The sequence below is a fragment of the Shewanella denitrificans OS217 genome (assembly GCF_000013765.1).
Classification (GTDB): Bacteria; Pseudomonadota; Gammaproteobacteria; order Enterobacterales; family Shewanellaceae; genus Shewanella; species Shewanella denitrificans.
The window spans coordinates 3,337,507-3,356,854 of record NC_007954.1 but is presented as its reverse complement, the minus strand read 5'-3'; the positions used below and the strand labels follow the sequence as shown (position 1 = coordinate 3,356,854).

Genomic DNA, 19,348 nt, shown 5'->3' with positions numbered 1-19,348 from the left:
TGCAATTTATGAAATGATAGAGGTTCTTTGTTTCACTCAGGCAGAGAAACAGGGATAGAGTTCTTTCTATGTTATAACTCATTGTTAACAAATTAGTTTACTGTTAGTCTTGAGTAATTAAAGTACTGGCGACCTGTTCTTATTAAGACCGTTCTTATTCGGAATTCAGCCTAATATACGTTAACTCTCAAGGTACTTTTATGATCAATGCAGAAAATAGTAAGTCGTTATTGAATCAATTGATTAGCATGAGTTTGATTGTCCCATTGCGTTCTGACGGTCGGGAAACAGAGCATATTGAAAGGTATGCCATTTCACACCTTCTGGCTGCTATCTCGGAATCTGACCTGCTGAAATATCCTATTCATATAGAACATTCCGATCGTCCTGATTTTGTTATTTCAACTTCCAATACTTCAATTGGTGTAGAAGTCACGGAAGCTGTCTCACAGAATTCTGCCCATGCAGCTTTTCTCAGGGAAAAGGGGTGTGGACCAGAGGTATATTTTCCGTTACCTATTGAACTCGGTGAAAAACAAAAAAAGAGCAAGCAACTAAAGAAAGAAATCGAAGCTAATCGACCAGGACTACCATGGATGGGAGATGAATCTGAGCGTATTTGGGCACAAGTAATGAGTCACTTTACTGAGTGTAAAGTTAAGTCCTGTACTAAGGTTGGGTTCATGCGCCACGATAGGAATTGGCTACTCATCGATGACAATTGGGGTAATCCACAACTAGATATAGAAGTTGGGTTAGCTAAGTTCCATGAAAAATGCTTGGAGCAATCTGTGTTTGAGGTATTCGACACAATTCTAGTTATCTCTAGATCTGGTGGGGAGCTAGCTGTTGCTACTCAGGAGCACACAGAAACCCTAGCTATTCCATCACTAAAAGAGAATTAATCGGGTAGCCGGGGGTGTCTAGCCTCCAGTCCCAACACCACCTTGCATGCGACTCCGCACACGACTAAATGGATTTAGGAGGTAGGCCAACGTAGGAGCTTGTTGCCGAGGGCTGTTCATTTAGAACACCTAGACTTTCTGGTTAGCTTCTTATTTCGAGAATGAACTGCGATCCATCCATCTCTTAGTGAACATAATCCGCTTTCTTAAGATAATCATTACTTATGATAATGTGAATTGTAAGTTTTAGAGCCTAAGCACTAAATGATTTCTGTCCAAAAATGAGCTAGTGAATCACTCTGGCCCAGACTGAATAACGGGCACAATTATCTGCCACTGTATACTTGTTCTGTAGGTTTTCATCACCCGCTCCGAATTTTTCATTGAGCAGGTATTTTCAAGCAACCTAAATATCAATGCTAGGTGTGGTTCGCTAGGCGCTTACGTTATAATGAACAGTCCATGTATGGACTACGGTTTAGTACAACTTTGGAGTGGTAATTTGAAAAATATTATTAAAAAAACGTTTGGCGGATTGTCTACTGAATACTATCTCCGTCAAATTTTCTTTGCAGCGTTATTCTCTGCATTTATTTTATACGTTGTAGCTCAGGGGGAAGGGCCTATCCAGTATGGGTTTATTGGTTTGCTAATAGCTAATACTTTACTCTATCCATACTCAAGATTCGTGTATGAAAATGTGGTTGGCTTCATACTCGGAAGGCAGGTGTTTTTTGTAAACGCCATTTTTATGCTAGTTGTTAAATTGCTTACAATTGCACTTTGCTGGTGCTTGGCAATATTTATTGCTCCTATAGGCTTGTTGTACCTATATTTCCGCAACAGTAAATGACCCTGATAGAGTGTAAACTCGTGGTGTAGTTGACATTAAATTTGGCCACTTGATAAGGAATGGTATGATCCCATTTATTATCAATATCAGCCCTAAATTGTGCCAGTGAATCACTCTAGGTCAGTCTGGTTCATGCGTAAAACCCCGCCATTTTTGCGCTGGCTTAGGGCTAACGCGCTTTGGTCCAAACTCGTGTCAGGCCGATCAGTTCTGGCACGTTTTTGCCCCAAAGTGAGCCAGCGCAGACTTTCCTTTGATTTTAACCTAGTTAATTTGGCTTACTTTTTCTCATGACTACAACTCTAACTATGCCACCACAAGTAAACCCACGTAATTATTTGATTCAAATGTGGTTTATGTATAATGAAAGCTTAAGTTATAAAAGAGTAAGTGTTTTCGTGGCTTTACTTAGCTGCGGTTTTGCCATCTTCGTAGGGAACTAAAAACAGCAATGACTGAAAGCATCAATGCCCAATTTAAAATTAGTAATAATAAAAATGTCTCTGGTGTATTGTCAGATGCAAAAAGATATAAATTTAACTGTTGGTCTTCAGAGTTTTTTGCTGTGGAGAGTCACTCGAATATTTATGGGAGAACACAGGACAACAAGATACTTTCTCTTCTTAATTGCTTAGGTAATGAATCACGATGCATCGCTGAGGGAAGTGTGACATATAGCAATACTATCCAACCTCACATTGCTCTCACAGGTAAGAAGCGTGTAGAACCAGATAGCGACAAGTTTTGCTCAATTTCATTAGTAGTCGGAAATTCGCATGCTCTGCTTAGGCGGTTCACATCATTTGGATATATCAGTTTTCCTGACGATGGGCTGGTAAGTCAGTTAAATGCTCAAGAGCATGCACCGCTATTTGCTGCTCAACATAATCCTACCCTTGCATACTTCAATGGGGACTTCGATATCTTTTCTCAAAATACTAAACTAGGGGTTATTTCAGCTAGTAACCATATCTCTGTAGGAGATGGATTTAGTAGTGATGGTGTTAGCATTCGAAACAAGGTAGAACTGACGGTTAAGTTTCACACTAGTAAAACCTTAAATGAAGCGCTGAATATCGCTCATAAGGTCTCTTTACTTTTGCGCTTTATTGCTGGTGAGAACGTCTTCTTTAAAGATATGCTGGTGTCTGATGGATCTGAGAACAACTTTCAACTTTTATACAATACCTACTCTTGGGGAGAAGATCTTGATAGCACAAAATCAGGTAATCCACTGATCGATATTTCGAGCGAAGATTTCCCACAGTTTTTAGACTCTTGGTTCAGTCATGTTGATCGTGACATTGTTAGGTATAGTTTCTACGATGGCTTTCTGAAAGGACGGAGCTATTCATCTGATCGGCTGATAAACGCAGCCAACATATTCGATATCTTTCCTTCTTCAACTGGTAGCTCAAAAAAAGTACTTAAGCAGGAAGAAACTGAAACACTCGAGAGACTTAAACAACATATTAAAAAAGAGTTTTCGGAACTGGATGATATTAAGTGTTCTTTGTTAAACTCGATTGGTTTCCTAACAAGAACATCCCTAAAAGAGCGAGTTAATGAAAGGATAACCGTAATCGAAAACTACCTTGAATCAAGAGGATTCGATTTAGACGATATTGATTTTGTTCTTCGGTTAGCGATAAAAGCTAGAAACTATCATGTACATGGCTCTGAATTTAAGCAACTTACTCTACGTCAAATGTATGACTTTCAAATATTATTTACGTGTTTTTTCGAATTTATTTATGCGATTAGTGAGTTAATTGAATGTGGTTGGAGAGAAAGTCATATTTCTCATCTGAATACACGGCACCCCGTTTTTGATAGTGAACGATACTTAAAGTCCGAAATTACTGCATTAAAAGAAACAGTAAAATATAACCAAAAATAAACTAGCTAATTATCTTTGCTTAAGTTTTATAGCTTTGTTAGCTGAGAAAACTCTAGAATCATAGTCATCGCGATAGCATCATCATGGTTTGAGATACTTTTTCTAATCAATACCAGTGACATTAGACTGAATACTCTAAACCATTGTTGTCCAAAAATGAGCCCGTGAATCACTCTACATCAGACTGATTCACGCCATCCGCTAAAACCCGCCCTATCGCCCCGTTTGCAGCTGTTCTGGGGCGATTTTTTCCCTTAAGATGAATCAGATCTCTAGAGAATTGATTCATGTCCCTGTTATGCCGATTCCGACTGGTGATATCGAGTGTTGGTTAGTTTGCAACCAAACGAAGCATTACTATTAGAATAGCTAATCCGAATCTGGCTAATAAGAGTGAATTATCTAACAATGTTTTGTCCAAAAGCTTGTTTGCAAGATGTCCAAACTTCGTTTGGATCAAAGTCGCAGGGTTCCACTCTGCACTGGCCAAGAGGGGAAAACAACAGCATTCTCCCCTCTTGGAACACCCCTGTGCCGCCCGCGAAGTTGTTGCTCCTTATCCTACGAAGAAAATACCTAACGGCTCGACGGCACGTCCATGTGCCCAACGAGCCTTAACCATCATCCCTGATGGTTGCACGGTATTTTAATCGTCGTATTTCGGCAACTTCGAGGGGAGTTGGTGCAGTCTTTGAGTGTACTGTTAAAAGTGAACATAGGAATGGTTCTGGATTTTAAAAATTAGAAGGTTACATTCAAATTTATGAGGTGAGCCATGAGTGTTTGCGAGACGACCGTCTGAGACAGGACGTCGAAGCGAGCTACAGGGATGATGGGATGGACACCTCTTGTTAAATCGGCGTCATTTGCGCCATATTGAATTTGTGCGTTCAATAACTAACAAAAGGTGTCCAATATGAAAGTTACACTAATAGGAATTGATTTAGCAAAAAATGTCTTCCAAGTTTGTGGTATTAACCAAGCAGGGAAGTCGGTTTTCAACCGAGCTCTAAAGCGCTCACAATTGATGGCTTTTCTGTTTAAATACCCCGATAGCATCATTGCTATGGAAGCTTGTAGTGGCTCGAACTATTGGGGGCGAGAGCTGTTAACTAAAGGCTTCGAAGTTCGCCTCATACCACCACAGCATGTGAAACCTTTTGTTAAAGGCAATAAGAATGATCGAAATGATGCATTTGCCATATGTGAGGCAGCATTAAGACCTAATCTCACTTTTGTGCAGCCCAGAACGCTTGAGCAAACTGATATGATCCTAGCTCATCGGATCCGTGAGCGGAATGTAGAGAATCGTACATCTTTAATAAACCAAATAAGAGGATTATTAAATGAATACGGCGTAGTTATCGCCCAAGGTAAAGAGCGGCTAAAACTGGCGATACCAGAGCTCTTAGAAAATGCTGACAGCGGTTTAACTGAAATCGCCAGACAACATTTTCAAGCTCTTTTAGAAGAGTGGAAGCAAGTGGATAGAACCATTAAAAACTTAGAAAAAAATATCAAAAGCCAAGCTAAATTGAATCATCAGACCAATCGGTTAATGGGCATAAAAGGTGTTGCAGAAATTACAGCAACAGCTGCGGTCGCCTTTGCTGGCAACGGTGCGCAATATCATAATGGTCGTCACTTTGCTGCTAATTTGGGACTTGTTCCAAGAGAGTACTCAAGTGGCGGTAAGCAAAAACTAGGCAAAATAACTAAGCGTGGAAATAACTACCTAAGGCGGCTTCTTGTCCAGGGAGCTTGGTCAATCATACGTTATGTCGGAAATAGCACTGACCGTATGTCAGTGTGGGCGAAAAAGTTGATTGAGCGTCGAGGTAAGCACAAGGCCGCTGTTGCCGTAGCCAATAAACTAGCACGAATAATTTGGTCAATGTTGTACAACCAAACAGAATACAGAGCTAATTAGAAAGAGTTTAGTAATAACACATCCAACGATGCGATGAAGTGTAATGAAGTAACAGGTAAAACCGGCCTTTGCCAATGCTGAGAAAGTACACGGGAGCGTATAAACCCGTAGGGACGATAAGCTACAAAGGCGCGGTACTCATTAGGGCCAGAGAATAATACTTTCTCATAAACAGGCCGGATATACGTATGCAGTTTTACCCACTGTTGCTCAATAATATCGCTTGAATTAAGTGAGGTGTCCATATAGGTATTTACGTGTGTCGATGAGTAAATTACATGGCAAGCCTGTACTCGCAACACTGGAGTTAAGTTATTTTGGTGTATAACAAACTTCTGTCCAAAAACGAGTTTGAGCTGATGACTAGGTGGATCTTACCGATAGCCAAAGGTAGATTTGCAAGCTTTAAGGCTAGATAGATACAACAAATACTTAAAAGGTGAGTCATGACGCTTCACCACGAAAAAGGCGAGACGACCGTCCATCCCATGGCCGCTCTCTGGCATCACTTAACGTGTGATCTTATTGGGATTGCAGTTGATCTGACATGGTTTGATAGTCCATCAAGTCCACTTGTTCTGTGAGCCTTTGGGTGTTGGGGTCAAACTTTAAGGTGGTGACGCCTGGGATGGCGATATCGATGATTTTGCCGGGCTTGCCAAACTGCTCCCCTGGGCCGCGAAGATGATAGTTGCCTATCATCACTACCAAGGGGCCAGTATTAAACATGTGCTCTATGTTGAAGTCGAACTCTAGCACGCCTTCGTGGGAGCGTTGCAAGAAGGCGATAATGCTGCGGGTGCCGATATATTTAGTGTCGGCAGTTTTGTCATAAAATACGCTGTCGCGATTGTAATACTTACTTAAGGTTTGATAGTCGTGCTCAGTGAGTGCCTTGATATAGCCCAGTGCCAATTGTTGTTCAATGGGCCTATCGCCAACCTTGGCAGAGACGTGAAAACAGACTAAACAAAGAATAAGACTCAATATTCGCAAACTAGACTCTCTTGGTTTTTAGGTCAAATGCAGGCAAAGATAGATGCCACCTAATCGCACTTAATCTTATGGTCAAAGTGCTTAACATAGCAATCGCTAATGCAGCCATACTATCCATTCCCGCTTGTAAGCTCAAGGTGTAACCTATGCCGCCTAAAATGGACGCGGTTGCATAGATTTCTGTGCGCAGCACCATGGGCACTTGCCGGCAAAGTAGGTCACGGATAATGCCGCCGCCAACGCCGGTTAACAGCCCCATGATCACCGCCACTATGCCAGAGGTACCTAGTAACAAGGCTTTTTCGGCACCAATAATGGTAAACAGGGCTAACCCCAGCGCATCGGCAATGGGCAAGGTCTTGTTTGGCAACCTGTGGGGTTTACGAACCAGCACTAAAAAAGCCGCCGTGGTGGCCAAAATAACCAAAATATAATTTGGATCACGGATCCAAAATACCGGCGTTGCCCCCAGTAATGCATCCCTGATACTGCCGCCGCCCACGGCGGTCACTGCAGCTAGCACCAAGACACCAAAGGCGTCCATGCGGTATTTTCCCGCCGCCATAGCGCCAGTTAAGGCAAACACGGCGGTGCCGCACAAATCGAAGAAATAAATCCACTGGCTCATGCTATTTGCTCAACTCTTTTAGGTGAATATTGAGTGCGTCCACAGAGATGCGAATTTCAACCACAGATAACAACAAGGAATATAAAAGTAACAACAGGCTAATGCCAAAGACCACAGATCCCAAGTGATTAAAGCCGGCGTAAATCAAAATCATGCACACCACACACAAGGCAAAGCTGATGACGCCCGCTTCCTGCATTTTTTTAATCAAGGTGATGCGCTGCTTCAGGTTTTTGATCTGATCGCTATGCACAGGTTTAAGCTCAGGGCTTAGGCTGCGAATAAGCGCCGCCAAGGCAAAGAAGCGATTGGTGTAGGCCAATAGCAGCAATGAAATCGCCGGAAACAACAGCGCCGGTGTGGTCAGTGATATTTGTAAGTTGTCCAGCAAGATGAGGCACCTAAGTTAAGTTAGACACAAGGTTAAACACCTGCCTAGGGGCAGAGTTTGATAATGCGCATAATGATACTCGTTTTCAAAACAATTTACATGCTTTGTAGCCAGCTTAATCCACTCCAAATAAGCGGGATAGACAAGCTAAAAATTATCCAGAATTGGCTGGCGCGGCGGGTTAACATAATGGCCAGATTAATGTCTTGATAATTAGGCAGTTTCCCGGCTTTTATTTTATCTAGCTCTAGGCGGTATTGAGTGCGTCCTTGAGGGATTTTTTGGGGGCCGCCCAGCTCGACGTTTAATAATTTGGCCCCAAGATAGAGGCTTGGGAACTCACTCAAGGCATGGCGGCATTTAGGTGGCGCTAACCAGGCTGTCATTGCCACCTTGCCACCTTGGATAGCCAGTGAAAAATTCCACAGCCCATTAGGCAGCCAAAAGATGATCCGATTGAGGCGATAGATAAAACGGCCAAAATGGCGATTGGCAGGGTAATAGGGCGGCCAACTCAGCTCAAGCTGCCTGCACATGCAAGCGGCCAGCACTAAAGGGGAACCGCCGATGGCAAAAAATAGTATGCAACTGATAGCACCGTAACATGGCCGCGTTAGCAGTTGGCTAATGCTCGCCTTACTTAGGCCCACTTCAGACAGGCCTTGGGTGTCTTGGCTGACCCAATCGGCTAACAAGGTTTTAGCACTTTGGTTTTCTTGCTGTTTGAGCGCGGCGGCGATTTCTCTAGCTGTGCCTGAAAAGCTGGTTGCGCTTAAACAGACATACAGCACAAGTAACTCGAAAAACCACGGCGAGGCCGCCATCGCCAATAAAAAACTGACGATGGCCCAAAAAGGAAATAAGAGTAATAGGCTGGCTAAGGTGCCCGCAATCAACTGTTGTGTTTGGCTTCTGTCATTGTGATTGACCTTGCTGGCTAACTGTTTCGCGAGTAAATGCAGCGCAATAAAAGGCTGATAGCCTTTGGGTATAGGGAATTTGTGGGCGAGGAAGAGCGCCATGAATAGCACAAAGCAGCCAATATAGAAATCAGGGTGGGCCAGTAGCAATTGTTGAATAAAAGGGCTTTCCATTAAAAAACTCCATCCCGTATTAGCCGTCAAACTGAGCAGGGTTTATCGAACATTTTACTTAAGAGAGATGATCAAGACTCAGAACGACTGAGTACTCGCGCGAACACTCACTTGTGCTCTGCGCGAGAAAGGAGCTTAACTGCTAGTTACTTTTCACCGCTCAGCTAATAGTTACTTTTCACCGCTCAGCTAATAGTTACTCTTCACAGCTCAGCTAATAGCTACTTTTTACAGCTCAGTTAATAGTGCTACCACCATCATGGCTGAATGGTGGCCCGCCTTGATGATATAAGAATCAAAATCCACTGGGGAGTCATTATTGGCGTTATCCGATAAAGAACGAATGACCACAAAAGGCACCTTAAACTGGTGACACACTTGAGCAATTGCCGCGCCTTCCATTTCACAGGCCGCCATGGTGGGGAAATTAGCTCGCATCACCTTGGTGCGCTCAGGATCGCAGATAAAGCTGTCACCGGTACAAATCAAACCTTCGATAGCCTTGACTTCACCTAAGGCTGAAACGGCTTTCTTGGCAGCTTCCACTAAGGCAGCATCTGGGATAAAGGCGGCTGGCTGCTGGGCCATTTGGCCAATTTCATAACCAAAAGCGGTCACATCCACATCGTGATGGCGCACTTCAGATGAAATCACAATATCACCAATCTTCAAGCTATCAACAAAACCACCGGCTGAACCTGTGTTGACCACTTGCGTCACGGCAAATTTTTCAATCAGCAGGGTAGTGGCAATACTGGCGGCGACTTTACCTATGCCAGAGCGGGTGATCACCACATCTTTGCCAGCAATTTGGCCACTAATAAATTCAATGCCAGCGATTAAGCTATGTTCAGCCGAGGTTAATGACTGGATCAAGTGGGCGACTTCTGGCTCCATAGCGCCAATAATACCGATTTTCATGGTGTTACCTTAAGATAGTGAAAAACAAAATTGGCGCTAATATACCATGAGCCAACTAGGATAGTGTAGGGTAGAGATAGCTGAGTTGCCGCATGACTCATATTCCTTGTATCAGGATGTGAGTGAAGCTGACGATATGCTGCTTTATCAAGAGTGAGAGACTATCGACACCTTTAATAGCGACAAAAACTCAGCCGCATTTGGTGAAATTATGACGACAGTCGCGCCATTGTTAACCGCGGCGCCTGACTCAGTTTATTATGATTCGACAATCATGGCGCGCTAAGTCATGGCTACTCCAGAAATCTCTGCCTAAGTACAGACTAATTTAAGTACTGACTAATTTTGCTTTGAGAAAGTCTAATAACAAGCGCGTCTTAATCGGCAGGTATTTCTTATTGGGATAAAACCCCCACAACTCCATTTCTTGCCCCTGCAGATGAGGCAACACAGGCACTAATAAGCCCTGTTCTAACTCACGCTTTAAATACAAAGGAGAGGCAAAAAATAACCCCATGCCTTTGGTGGCAGCGTAGAGTAGGGCGTCGACATTATCCGAGATGAAATTGAAATTATTCAGCTCACAGGATTCCCCATTAGCCATCTCGAGCCGGCCTTGCTTGCGGTAATAGTTGTTCATCACCATCTTATGTTCACTGACATCGGCGAGCTGCGTAATGGCAGGATTATTGGCTAAGTAGTGGGGGGCGGCGTATAAGCCGACGCGGTAGTTATATAACTTAGTGCCCCTGTGGGCGCTGGAATTGAAATTGTCGAACTTGCGGCACAGGACGAGATCGTGGTCTAAATCAGGAAACTCGCCAAAGGGAAGTATGTCCAGATGCAGGGTGACTTCTGGGTATAACACTAAAAACGCTTCGATACAGGGCATTAAAATTGCACTGCCGACGACAGAATTGGCGGCAACTCTGAGGGTGCCTGAGGGCCGGTTAGCAAATTGCTGCGTCTCACTTATCATGTCTTCAAATTGGCCGACAAGATCTTTTGAGCGAGACAAGAAGTCGAACCCCGCCTCCGTCAAATTAACCTGACGTGTGGTGCGCACAAACAAGCTTAATCCCAGTTGTTTCTCGAGCCAATCGATGCGCTTACTCATGGCCGAGGGGGATATTTCAGCCACTGCGGCGGCCTGGCTGAAACTGCCATGTTCCACCAGTAAATTAAAGCTCTTTGTCGCCGTCAGCCAATCCATATTCATTCCTGCTAGGACTTAATGTTTTAACCATTAAAGCATTTTTATTCCGCAACTTAAATAATACACTAGCCAATCTACTGAATTGCCTTAGGAATATCTGTGTATTTGTTTTTAGCGATTTTACTCTTGTCTTGTGCTCAATTTGGTAGCCAAATATTGATGCCCGCCCTACCGGGTGTTGCGGCGAGTTTTGGCCTTGAAGACTCAATCGCACAACAAGTGATCATGGTGTATTTTATCGGCTTTGGTCTGTCACAGCTCATTTATGGACCTTGGTCAGATAGCGCCGGGCGTCGAAAGGTATTTCTGGTGGGGCAAGGGCTTTACGTACTGGGCACATTGCTGTGCGTACTAGCCCCCTCTGAGTGGTACTTGGCCTTGGGACGTTTTATTCAAGGTATAGGGGCTGGTGCGCCGCTCATCGTGAGCCGCACCCTGTTAAGTGATCATTTCACCGGCGAGCTTCGCAAGAAAGCCATGGCAAGCCTTGCCATTGCGGCAAGTTTTATCAGCGTCTTGGCGCCCGTGTTAGGTGGAACCTTGACGAGCGCAGTGGGCTGGCAGAGTTTATTCGCCCTTCTAGGATTGTACTTGTTGCTAAGTGGTTTGATTGGTTGGTATTTATTGCCAAGGCAGGTTCAACATAGGCGCAGTCAACATGGCCAGATTCAAGATAGCCAGATTAAGCAGACTAAAGCGACTCCAGTTAAGGGGATAGTTGGCCAATATAGGCTGCTGTTACTCGACCGACGTTTCTTAATGCCCGCGCTGTTTAAGTGGCTGCCAAGCTTACTCTACCTGACATCAGCTACCCTGCTGCCTTTTATACTCCAACATAAATTGGACCTATCGGCGCAGCAATATGGCATGGCAATGATGTTACCTGCCACTGGCTTGATCTTGGGTACCTGCCTTGCAAAGCTTCTGCATGCACAATTGAGCTACCCCTCGCAGCTGTTACTCTTCCTGCCTTTGTTATTTTTGGCGGGGGCGGGCTTTATTTTACTGCCTTTTACCCTAACGAATTGTTTGCTCAGTTATAGCTTATTTATGGTGTGTGGCGGCGCCTTTTACACCATAAGTTTACACTTGTTGATTGAGCCGTTTGAGCAACAAACAGGCATTGTTAATGCCTTATGTGGGGCCATTGATATGCTCGTTTTTTCCGTGTTTGCGATGCTAGTCAACCACTACTGGGTGGACACCATAGCTAAATTGGGATGGCTGTATTTGGTCGTCAGTAGTGCGCTGTTGCTGGTGGGGCTTGCGCTTAAATCCAAAAGCGGTAGCGAGCCTGCTTTCGACGTTAAGTCAATGACTTAAGAGTTAATAGGTTATAGATTATTTAGAATAATAAGGACGTGTAATGCAAATAATAACCCCGAGGCTGACGATACGCTTAATTCGCCTGAGTGACTTAGATGCAAGCTTTGCTCATAGAAGCGATCCAGAAGTGTGCCGTTTCGTGGGGGCGCCCATCACTAAAGCGCAAGCCTTAGAACGGCTCAAGACCTTTGTGAAACCCTGGCAACAACAAGAGCAAGAGAAGCTGCTGCTTGCCATCACGCTTAGAGACGATCCCCAATTGATTGGCGAGCTGATGTTTAAGTGGACTCATGTTGAAAGCCGGATTGCGGAAATTGGTTATCGGCTCGGGACAGAGTTTCAGGGTAAAGGCTATGCCTTCGAGGCGGTGAATGCCCTAATCGAACACGCCTTCACTCATTTAGAACTCCACAAAGTCATGGCCTTTTGTGTCGCAGAAAATAGCGCCTCTTGGCGCTTGATGCAAAAAATCGGCATGCATAAGGAAGGGGATTTAAGTTCTCACTTTAAAATTGGCGAAACCTGGTGGGATGCCTACGTGTTCAGTAAAATTAACCCAAAACATAGCTAATAACATGGCTAATAACATAGCTAACAGGGGTTAGCCTTGGGTGAGCGGCCTTTGCCATGGTCCAGCCGCTTTTGGGGGGCTTCAAAGATGAATGCTTGGCTCTGTGGGCCTGTTAAACCCCGATTAATTTCCTTGAATGCTGTTTAAAGAGTTTTTTTATCACAGCGCTGAGCATGATGCTGCCAAGAATAGACAAGACAAGGCTAATGATGCCAAAGCCCAGTAATAAGCTTGCCTCCCGCTGTTCGGCGAGCAGGTTATGCCCTAGATTAATGAACGCCGCCATAAATAATAAGTGCAGAAAATAAATAGCAAAGGCGTAGTTTCCCAAGAGTGTTAGGCCTTTATCTAAAGGGGAATCCCCATGATTATCTTTGTCTTCGCGGCGCTTTAACCACAACAACACCAGACCAGTGAGCAAGACTTTTTGAGCATAAAACAAGCTTTCTCTTAAGGAAAACCATCCGCTTGCTTGATAGCCATTCAGGTAACCCAAAAAGATGGCCGCGCTAATGGCTATAAAAGCCAGTAGGCAGCTGTGGCTATGGCGCGCCAGCCAAGTTTGCAACTGTGCATAATACTGACCCATTAATAACCCTAGGACATAAGCGCCGATAAAGTAGCCATAGGTTTGTGGCTTAAGAAAGTCAGGAAATGGACTGCGGGTGATAATCAAGGGGCTTAGGGCAATGACCAGCACTATGGCGAGGTATTTTGGCCGCGCGCTTAAATAACTCAAGGCTGGGGTCAGTAAAAATAGCACCAGTATTACTGGAATATACCAATACTGGATACTGGCTTTACCGTAGAAGAGGTTACTGATTAATTGATGGCCGAAATCTGGACTGGCAAGTGGGTTGGCTTGTGGCCAATGATAAAAGGTTATTAGTAATGTCATCAAGCAATAAGGTAAAACGACATTAACCACTTTACTGCGATAAAACCGCCGCCAAGATTGAGCGTGCAACACTTGGCTGAACAATAAACCGGAAATGATCGCAAATAAAAGTGTTGAGCCATGGAATAAGGTTTCACTAGCCGCAAATAACCATGTTAAGCCGGTGGAGTCTAGTTGGCCGGTCCAAAATATGGATAATGACCAAGCATGGGCGGCCACAATGAGTATGATGGCAATGCCTCGAAAGGCATGCAAATGAGCAATAAACGGCCTTATTTGACCATCTATCTGAGCTTTTTCCATCATTAATTCAATCCAGCATCGAGTAACCTAAGCCCCATACTGGCAACTTATTCATAGCGCAACAAGCTTGATACAGATGCATACGAATGCAGGTGTTACTAGGGATCCGGCATAGTGAGTCAAGATGTGAAGAAAGATTGTCGCTAAGGTGCAGCATTACTGTGTGCTTTAGGGTAAGAAGCGCTGCCTAACTGCTGGACTAGGTAACAGACACAGTGGCCGCTGGCCAAATAGTCGGTAGCGGTAGCGGCCAAGCAGTTGATATAACTCGTCTCGAACGGGCCTTGGGATAACCCTTAACCAAGCCAAATAGCGCCACAGTCCGGGTAACTTGCGGGCCACCTCAAGGGCTGCATCACTGCGAAAGTAATAACGACCTGCATCAATGAGCACAAAACTGCCACTTTGGGTTGAGGTTAAGCTATCGATTTGAGCTTGAGGAATGGCGCACTCTTTCATCAAGGCTTTGGCACTGTCACCTTGCAATGGGGCAAAGCGAAACACCCCAAGTGCCGCCTGTGGATTAGCGGCGGTATGGTCCCGAGCGATAATAAAATTCACCGCACTATGGCACAGATTACATTGACCATCGAACAGTATTACAGGCCCTTCTGGACTCGGCTCATTTAACACTCTCTCGTTTGATTTTGGCTCAGTCGCCTTAGGCAAGCTTGGGTTAACTGAGTTTTTAGTTTTCATCTTTTACTCCATGCTAATGGCATTACATAATCGATTATCAAATATATTTTGATAATGTTTCAGTCATTGTCCAGTGTTAACTTAGCTGCCCAGGGGTTAATATTTCTAATCGATGGCTAAGTTGATTAGCTCTCCTACATGAGGAAGATAACATGACTCAATTAACCATAGTTGCCAACATTATTGCCAAGGCCGATAAGGTCGAGTTAGTTAAAGCTGAACTGTTCAAGTTGATTGCGCCGACGCGTAAAGAAGCGGGCTGCATCAATTATCAACTGCATCAAGACAATGCTAACCCAGCCCACTTTATGTTTTATGAAACTTGGCAAAACCGTGAGTCATGGCAGACCCACATGGGTCAACAACATTTGAAAGACTATATGGTGGCGACCGACGGTGCTGTCGAGGTATTTACCTTAAATGAAATGAGCCTAGTCGCTAACATACTGGCGTAAATGAGCCGTTAGCATAGCGCTAAACAACAGCTAAACAACAGCTAAACAACAGCGAAACAACAGCGAAACAACAGCTAATCAACTTAACCCTGCATTCCTTCCTTTTTAGGCTGATATTCAGCCTAAAAAGGAGGGCGGCACAGAATTAATCTTAACAGCTTAGCAACCGCTAGCTTATTGGAGCCCTAGATGACCCACCCTATTATTGCTGACTTAGAAAAACGCTACACCACTAAAAGATACGATCCTAGCAAGCGCGTATCCCAAGAAGATCTCGTTGTCATTTGCGAAGCCATGCGTTTATCAGCGTCATCAATTAATTCACAACCGTGGAAGTTTATTGTTATTGAAAGCGATGCCGCTAAGCAGCGTATGCACGACACGTTTGTGAATAAGTTTCAATTCAATCAGCCACATATTAAAGCCAGTTCCCACGTGATTTTATTTGCACACAAGACTAAATATAGCCGTGAAGATTACGCCAAAGTGATAGATAAAGGCATAGAAGATCGCCGCACTAAACCTGAAGATCGTGAAAATGCCTTTGGCGGCTTTGCCTTTGTAGATTTAAACACAGATGAGCAGGGCAACAACGCCAACTGGACTCGCTCCCAAGCATACTTAGCCTTGGGCAATACTATGCACACAGTGGCCCGTTTAGGCATAGATTCGACGCCGATGGAAGGTGTTGACAGTGAAATGATTGCTGAAATATTTGCTGAAGAGTTAGCAGGTTATGAGTGCAGCGTGGCCTTAGTCATAGGTTATCATCACAGTGATGAAGACTATAATGCCAAGCTGCCCAAATCACGCTTAGCAGCGAAAGACGTTATCCAGATACTCTAACGCTAAATGCTTAAAGCATTTAGATTAAATAAAGGGCGAGGGCGTGTAATAGTCCTCGCCCTTTTTGTTTGGATATTTGGATTTAATGACTGTGCATAGGGCTATTCGTGAGCAGGCGCAAAGGCTGTGCTAGCCAATGTGTTGAGTTGCCAGTTACATTTCGTTGTAATTATTCCATCCACATTCTTGAGTTGCCGATATATTGTGGTACTTAATCTATGGCTGAGGCTAAGGCTAAGTTGTATTTCGTCACCAATATAAAACTCAATAGGGAACAGACAATGAAAGTCCATGAACGAGTCAGCAACCGAGTATTAATCACCTTATTAGTGGGGCTGTGCATCTGGGGGCTACTGATTTGGCAACATTTTCATCATGGGGTACCTAGCCATCATTTATTGAACCGCGCCGACATGCCAGCGATTTCAAATTGGTGGGGAGCAATAATTTTGCCACTGCTCGCCTGGTTTTTGGTGGCGAAAACTGGGTTGCCAAAAGGTGAGACGAGTGTCAGCGCTGCGCTTTGGGGATTTATCGCTGCATTTAGCTATGGTGTGGTGTTCTCGTCGGCGTTTATTGGAGGCCATGGAGCTATATTGGATCTGATGTTGCCAGGCTTATTAGTGATTGCATTGTTTATACCCATATATAGACCTAAATATGTCCTTGGGATGGTGTTCGGTATGGCATACACCTTTGGGGCATTTTTACCCACAGTGTTCGTGCTGGTGTTCGGTTTGATGTCATTTATTATTTTTAACTATATTCGGCCATTGCCATTGTACGTTTTTGGCAAACTCAGTGGCAAAAGCGAACAGAAATAAACGGCAGGCAATTGAGCGTCGCGTTTATTATCTGAATTCGGGCCTCTTGATAAAAACGCTACTTCTTCAATTACCATATAGCTTGCTAGGCTCAGCTTGTCTAAGGCTGCCTATGTAAGGCAGCTGGTGTTTACTTCTTGATGCAGGCGAAAATAGCATTACCAGAGTGGCCATTCCAAGGGACTAATTTGTCATAGTCATGTTCAAAAATGTGCACCTCAAAATAAGGCGCTAACACTTGCTGCATGCGCTGGAAATTCACCGCCACCATAGGGTGCTGATCTTGCCAAGACTGAGTATGGTTGTCACGGGTCTTGTCTATGCTCAGATTCAGCGCTTGCTTATCCCCTTGTCCGCCATAATACCAGCCAGACTGGAACACAAAGTGATTGTCATTGTCGACTAGGCTGTGACTCACCTGCAAGCGGTTATCTATGCTGTCTTTATCGACACTGTTAAAGCAGAACATACCGCCAACGGTGAGCGCTGCGTGAATACTGGCAAGGCACGCCTTGAGCTTGTCTATGCCATCATTGTAATGAATTGAATATAAGAAGCAGCTGATTAAATCCACTGGGGTTTCTAGGCTGAATTCACTCATGTCGCCTTGGCTAAAGTGAGCCTCGGGGCAGCGACTCTGAGCAATGTCTAGCATAGGCTGGTTAATGTCTAGCCCGGAGCACTGATAGCCAAAGTCGATAAAATGACGCACATGGGGGCCAGTGCCGCAGGCTAAGTCCAGATATTGGCTATTGCCATTGCCAAATATCTGATGCAGGCGTTTTACGTAGGCGCTCTGGGCTTGATAATCGATATCGGCGCACATCAAGTCGTAATAACAAGACAAGTCAGTGTACAAGGCGTTGCCGTGAGAGACTGAGAGCGCAGGATCATTGGCTGGTTTGGCTAATGCTGCGGCATCTAGTGCCAAGGCATCGAGAGAGAACGCATCTAAAGGTGTGGCGACTAATGACATAACGACCTAATAAAAAACAGCTGAGATTTTGACCGGCGCGGAGTATATAGCGAGTCAGCTCTGATGCCTAATTAAGTTTTCAACGTCGAATAAAAAAGCCAGACCAAGTGTTCCTTGAGTCTGGCTGTTACTTTAGTTAGCAGGTTAACCTGAGTGTTAGCTGCAAGCGGCTGTTTGCACCTCATCCTTTTGCTGCGCTGCTTGCTCGCCAAGGTAAGTTAATATTCCTAATGCAGCATCGCGGCCTTCGGCAATGGCGGTCACCACAAGATCAGAGCCCCTCACCATGTCGCCACCGGCAAACACTTTAGGGTTAGTGGTTTGAAAGGCCATATCATCCTGCTTGCAGGCTTTGACCAGACCCCATTCGTTGGTGTCTATGCCAAAATCCTTAAACCAAGGGGCAGGGCTTGCCTGAAAACCAAAGGCGATGATGATGGCATCGGCTTTAAGGATTTGCTCACTGCCAGGAATAACCTCGGCGCTTTGGCGACCACTGGCATCGGCGGCGCCCATTTGGGTTTCAACACATTCAATACCCACAACGGCATCGTTTTCAGTGTGTATAGCCACAGGCTGTTGGTTAAATAAAAACTCAACCCCTTCTTCTTTGGCATTTTGCACTTCACGGCGAGAACCTGGCATATTGGCTTCATCGCGACGATAGACGCAGCTGACGTTTGCCGCCCCTTGACGCACTGCGGTGCGCACGCAATCCATGGCGGTATCACCGCCGCCCAGCACCACCACATTCTTACCCGCAAGATCTATGTAAGGCGCGGCGGGGTCTTGGCTGCCCATGAGCTGATGAGTATTACCGATAAGATAGGGCAGAGCTTGAATAACCCCCTTGGCATCTTCGTTGGCAAGCCTTGCCTTCATGGCGGTGTAAGTGCCCATGCCAAGAAATACCGCGTCGTATTCATCAAGCAGGCTTTGAAAGCTTATGTCTTTGCCGACCGTGGTATTAAGCTTAAATTCGATGCCCATGCCTTCAAGTACAGTGCGGCGAGTGGCTAGCACGGATTTATCCAACTTAAAGGAGGGAATGCCGTAGGTGAGCAAGCCGCCAATTTGCGGGTACTTGTCATAGACTACGGCTTTGACGCCGTTGCGGGCTAAGACGTCGGCGCAGCCAAGGCCAGCGGGCCCCGCACCTATGATGGCAACCCGCTCGGTTCTGCCCTTGGGGGCATGACTTAAATCCGGTCGCCAACCTTGGGCGAGGGCCGCATCTGTGATGTATTTTTCAATGTTGCCAATAGTGACGGCGCCAAACTCATCGTTCAAGGTACAGGCGCCTTCACACAATCTGTCTTGAGGACAGACTCTGCCGCAGATTTCAGGCAAGGTATTGGTTTCGTGCATCAAGGTGGCCGCTTCCATTACCCGGCCTTCCTCGGCAAGCTTGAGCCAGTTTGGAATGTAATTGTGCAGCGGGCATTTCCACTCACAATAGGGGTTACCACAATCCAGACAGCGATCCGCTTGTTGCTTTACATCTGGCTCACTAAAATCTTGGTATATCTCAATAAACTGTGTCTTACGCAGTGGCGTATCATGTTTTTTAGGGTCGTGGCGACCCACTTGGATAAATTGAAAATCGTTACTCATGC

At 45.0% G+C, this 19,348-nt stretch carries 19 protein-coding genes; 9 read left to right on the top strand and 10 right to left on the bottom strand.

Going from position 1 to position 19,348, the window contains the following annotated elements:
* The first annotated feature begins 200 nt into the window (after positions 1-200).
* The 4 genes from SDEN_RS14595 (at position 201) to SDEN_RS14580 (ending at position 5,588) form a co-directional block, all read left to right on the top strand.
* A complete protein-coding gene (locus tag SDEN_RS14595) occupies positions 201-905 on the top strand; it encodes a hypothetical protein (protein WP_011497238.1) in 705 nt (234 codons plus the stop codon).
* 466 nt (positions 906-1,371) lie between these two features.
* Complete coding sequence (locus tag SDEN_RS20560; RefSeq protein WP_232279896.1) at positions 1,372-1,758, top strand: hypothetical protein; 387 nt, start codon at positions 1,372-1,374, stop codon at positions 1,756-1,758.
* 451 nt (positions 1,759-2,209) lie between these two features.
* Entirely contained in the window at positions 2,210-3,658 is a 1,449-nt protein-coding gene (locus SDEN_RS14585; RefSeq protein ID WP_232279895.1) for a HEPN domain-containing protein, read from the top strand.
* Between the two features lie 916 nt (positions 3,659-4,574).
* Positions 4,575-5,588, top strand: coding sequence for an IS110-like element ISSde14 family transposase (locus SDEN_RS14580; protein WP_011497235.1), 1,014 nt, complete (start codon positions 4,575-4,577; stop codon positions 5,586-5,588).
* A 522-nt stretch (positions 5,589-6,110) separates the two neighbouring features.
* Here SDEN_RS14580 and SDEN_RS14575 read toward each other — a convergent pair.
* The 6 genes from SDEN_RS14575 to SDEN_RS14550 form a co-directional block, all read right to left on the bottom strand.
* Positions 6,111-6,584 carry a nuclear transport factor 2 family protein gene (locus SDEN_RS14575; RefSeq protein WP_011497234.1) on the bottom strand — a complete coding sequence of 158 codons (474 nt, stop codon included), beginning with the start codon at positions 6,582-6,584 and terminating at the stop codon, positions 6,111-6,113.
* Position 6,585: 1 nt separating this feature from the next.
* Positions 6,586-7,212 (bottom strand): trimeric intracellular cation channel family protein, encoded by a 627-nt coding sequence (locus SDEN_RS14570; protein WP_011497233.1) that lies wholly within the window; start codon positions 7,210-7,212, stop codon positions 6,586-6,588.
* 1 nt (position 7,213) lies between these two features.
* Positions 7,214-7,603 carry a DUF2721 domain-containing protein gene (locus SDEN_RS14565; protein WP_011497232.1) on the bottom strand — a complete coding sequence of 130 codons (390 nt, stop codon included), beginning with the start codon at positions 7,601-7,603 and terminating at the stop codon, positions 7,214-7,216.
* Between the two features lie 95 nt (positions 7,604-7,698).
* Positions 7,699-8,697, bottom strand: coding sequence for a cobalamin biosynthesis protein CobD/CbiB (locus SDEN_RS14560; RefSeq protein WP_011497231.1), 999 nt, complete (start codon positions 8,695-8,697; stop codon positions 7,699-7,701).
* A 228-nt stretch (positions 8,698-8,925) separates the two neighbouring features.
* Positions 8,926-9,618, bottom strand: coding sequence for a 5'-methylthioadenosine/adenosylhomocysteine nucleosidase (locus SDEN_RS14555; RefSeq protein WP_011497230.1), 693 nt, complete (start codon positions 9,616-9,618; stop codon positions 8,926-8,928).
* 328 nt (positions 9,619-9,946) lie between these two features.
* Entirely contained in the window at positions 9,947-10,831 is an 885-nt protein-coding gene (locus tag SDEN_RS14550) for a LysR family transcriptional regulator (protein ID WP_011497229.1), read from the bottom strand.
* A gap of 102 nt (positions 10,832-10,933) precedes the next feature.
* On the opposite strand from SDEN_RS14550, the gene SDEN_RS14545 reads away from it, so the two are divergent.
* Both SDEN_RS14545 and SDEN_RS19910 read left to right on the top strand, forming a co-directional pair.
* Positions 10,934-12,157, top strand: coding sequence for an MFS transporter (locus SDEN_RS14545; RefSeq protein ID WP_011497228.1), 1,224 nt, complete (start codon positions 10,934-10,936; stop codon positions 12,155-12,157).
* 43 nt (positions 12,158-12,200) lie between these two features.
* Positions 12,201-12,731 (top strand): GNAT family N-acetyltransferase, encoded by a 531-nt coding sequence (locus SDEN_RS19910; RefSeq protein WP_011497227.1) that lies wholly within the window; start codon positions 12,201-12,203, stop codon positions 12,729-12,731.
* A gap of 112 nt (positions 12,732-12,843) precedes the next feature.
* On the opposite strand, the gene SDEN_RS14535 is transcribed toward SDEN_RS19910, so the two are convergent.
* Positions 12,844-13,935: an acyltransferase family protein gene (locus tag SDEN_RS14535; RefSeq protein ID WP_011497226.1), complete on the bottom strand. Its 1,092-nt coding sequence runs from the start codon at positions 13,933-13,935 to the stop codon at positions 12,844-12,846.
* 165 nt (positions 13,936-14,100) lie between these two features.
* Complete coding sequence (locus SDEN_RS14530) at positions 14,101-14,631, bottom strand: thiol-disulfide oxidoreductase DCC family protein (RefSeq protein WP_011497225.1); 531 nt, start codon at positions 14,629-14,631, stop codon at positions 14,101-14,103.
* Between the two features lie 152 nt (positions 14,632-14,783).
* On the opposite strand from SDEN_RS14530, the gene SDEN_RS14525 reads away from it, so the two are divergent.
* From SDEN_RS14525 to SDEN_RS14515, 3 genes are all read left to right on the top strand, one after another.
* Positions 14,784-15,086 carry a putative quinol monooxygenase gene (locus tag SDEN_RS14525; RefSeq protein ID WP_011497224.1) on the top strand — a complete coding sequence of 101 codons (303 nt, stop codon included), beginning with the start codon at positions 14,784-14,786 and terminating at the stop codon, positions 15,084-15,086.
* A gap of 189 nt (positions 15,087-15,275) precedes the next feature.
* Positions 15,276-15,932, top strand: a complete 657-nt coding sequence (locus tag SDEN_RS14520) for a nitroreductase family protein (protein ID WP_011497223.1) — start codon at positions 15,276-15,278, stop codon at positions 15,930-15,932.
* A gap of 281 nt (positions 15,933-16,213) precedes the next feature.
* Complete coding sequence (locus SDEN_RS14515; protein WP_041405829.1) at positions 16,214-16,756, top strand: hypothetical protein; 543 nt, start codon at positions 16,214-16,216, stop codon at positions 16,754-16,756.
* A gap of 130 nt (positions 16,757-16,886) precedes the next feature.
* Here the strand turns inward: SDEN_RS14515 and SDEN_RS14510 are convergent, their stop codons facing one another.
* Both SDEN_RS14510 and SDEN_RS14505 read right to left on the bottom strand, forming a co-directional pair.
* On the bottom strand, positions 16,887-17,582 hold the full coding sequence (locus SDEN_RS14510) for a class I SAM-dependent DNA methyltransferase (protein WP_232279975.1): 696 nt from the start codon (positions 17,580-17,582) through the stop codon (positions 16,887-16,889).
* Positions 17,583-17,888: 306 nt separating this feature from the next.
* A complete protein-coding gene (locus tag SDEN_RS14505) occupies positions 17,889-19,346 on the bottom strand; it encodes an FAD-dependent oxidoreductase (protein WP_011497220.1) in 1,458 nt (485 codons plus the stop codon).
* Positions 19,347-19,348 lie beyond the last annotated feature (2 nt).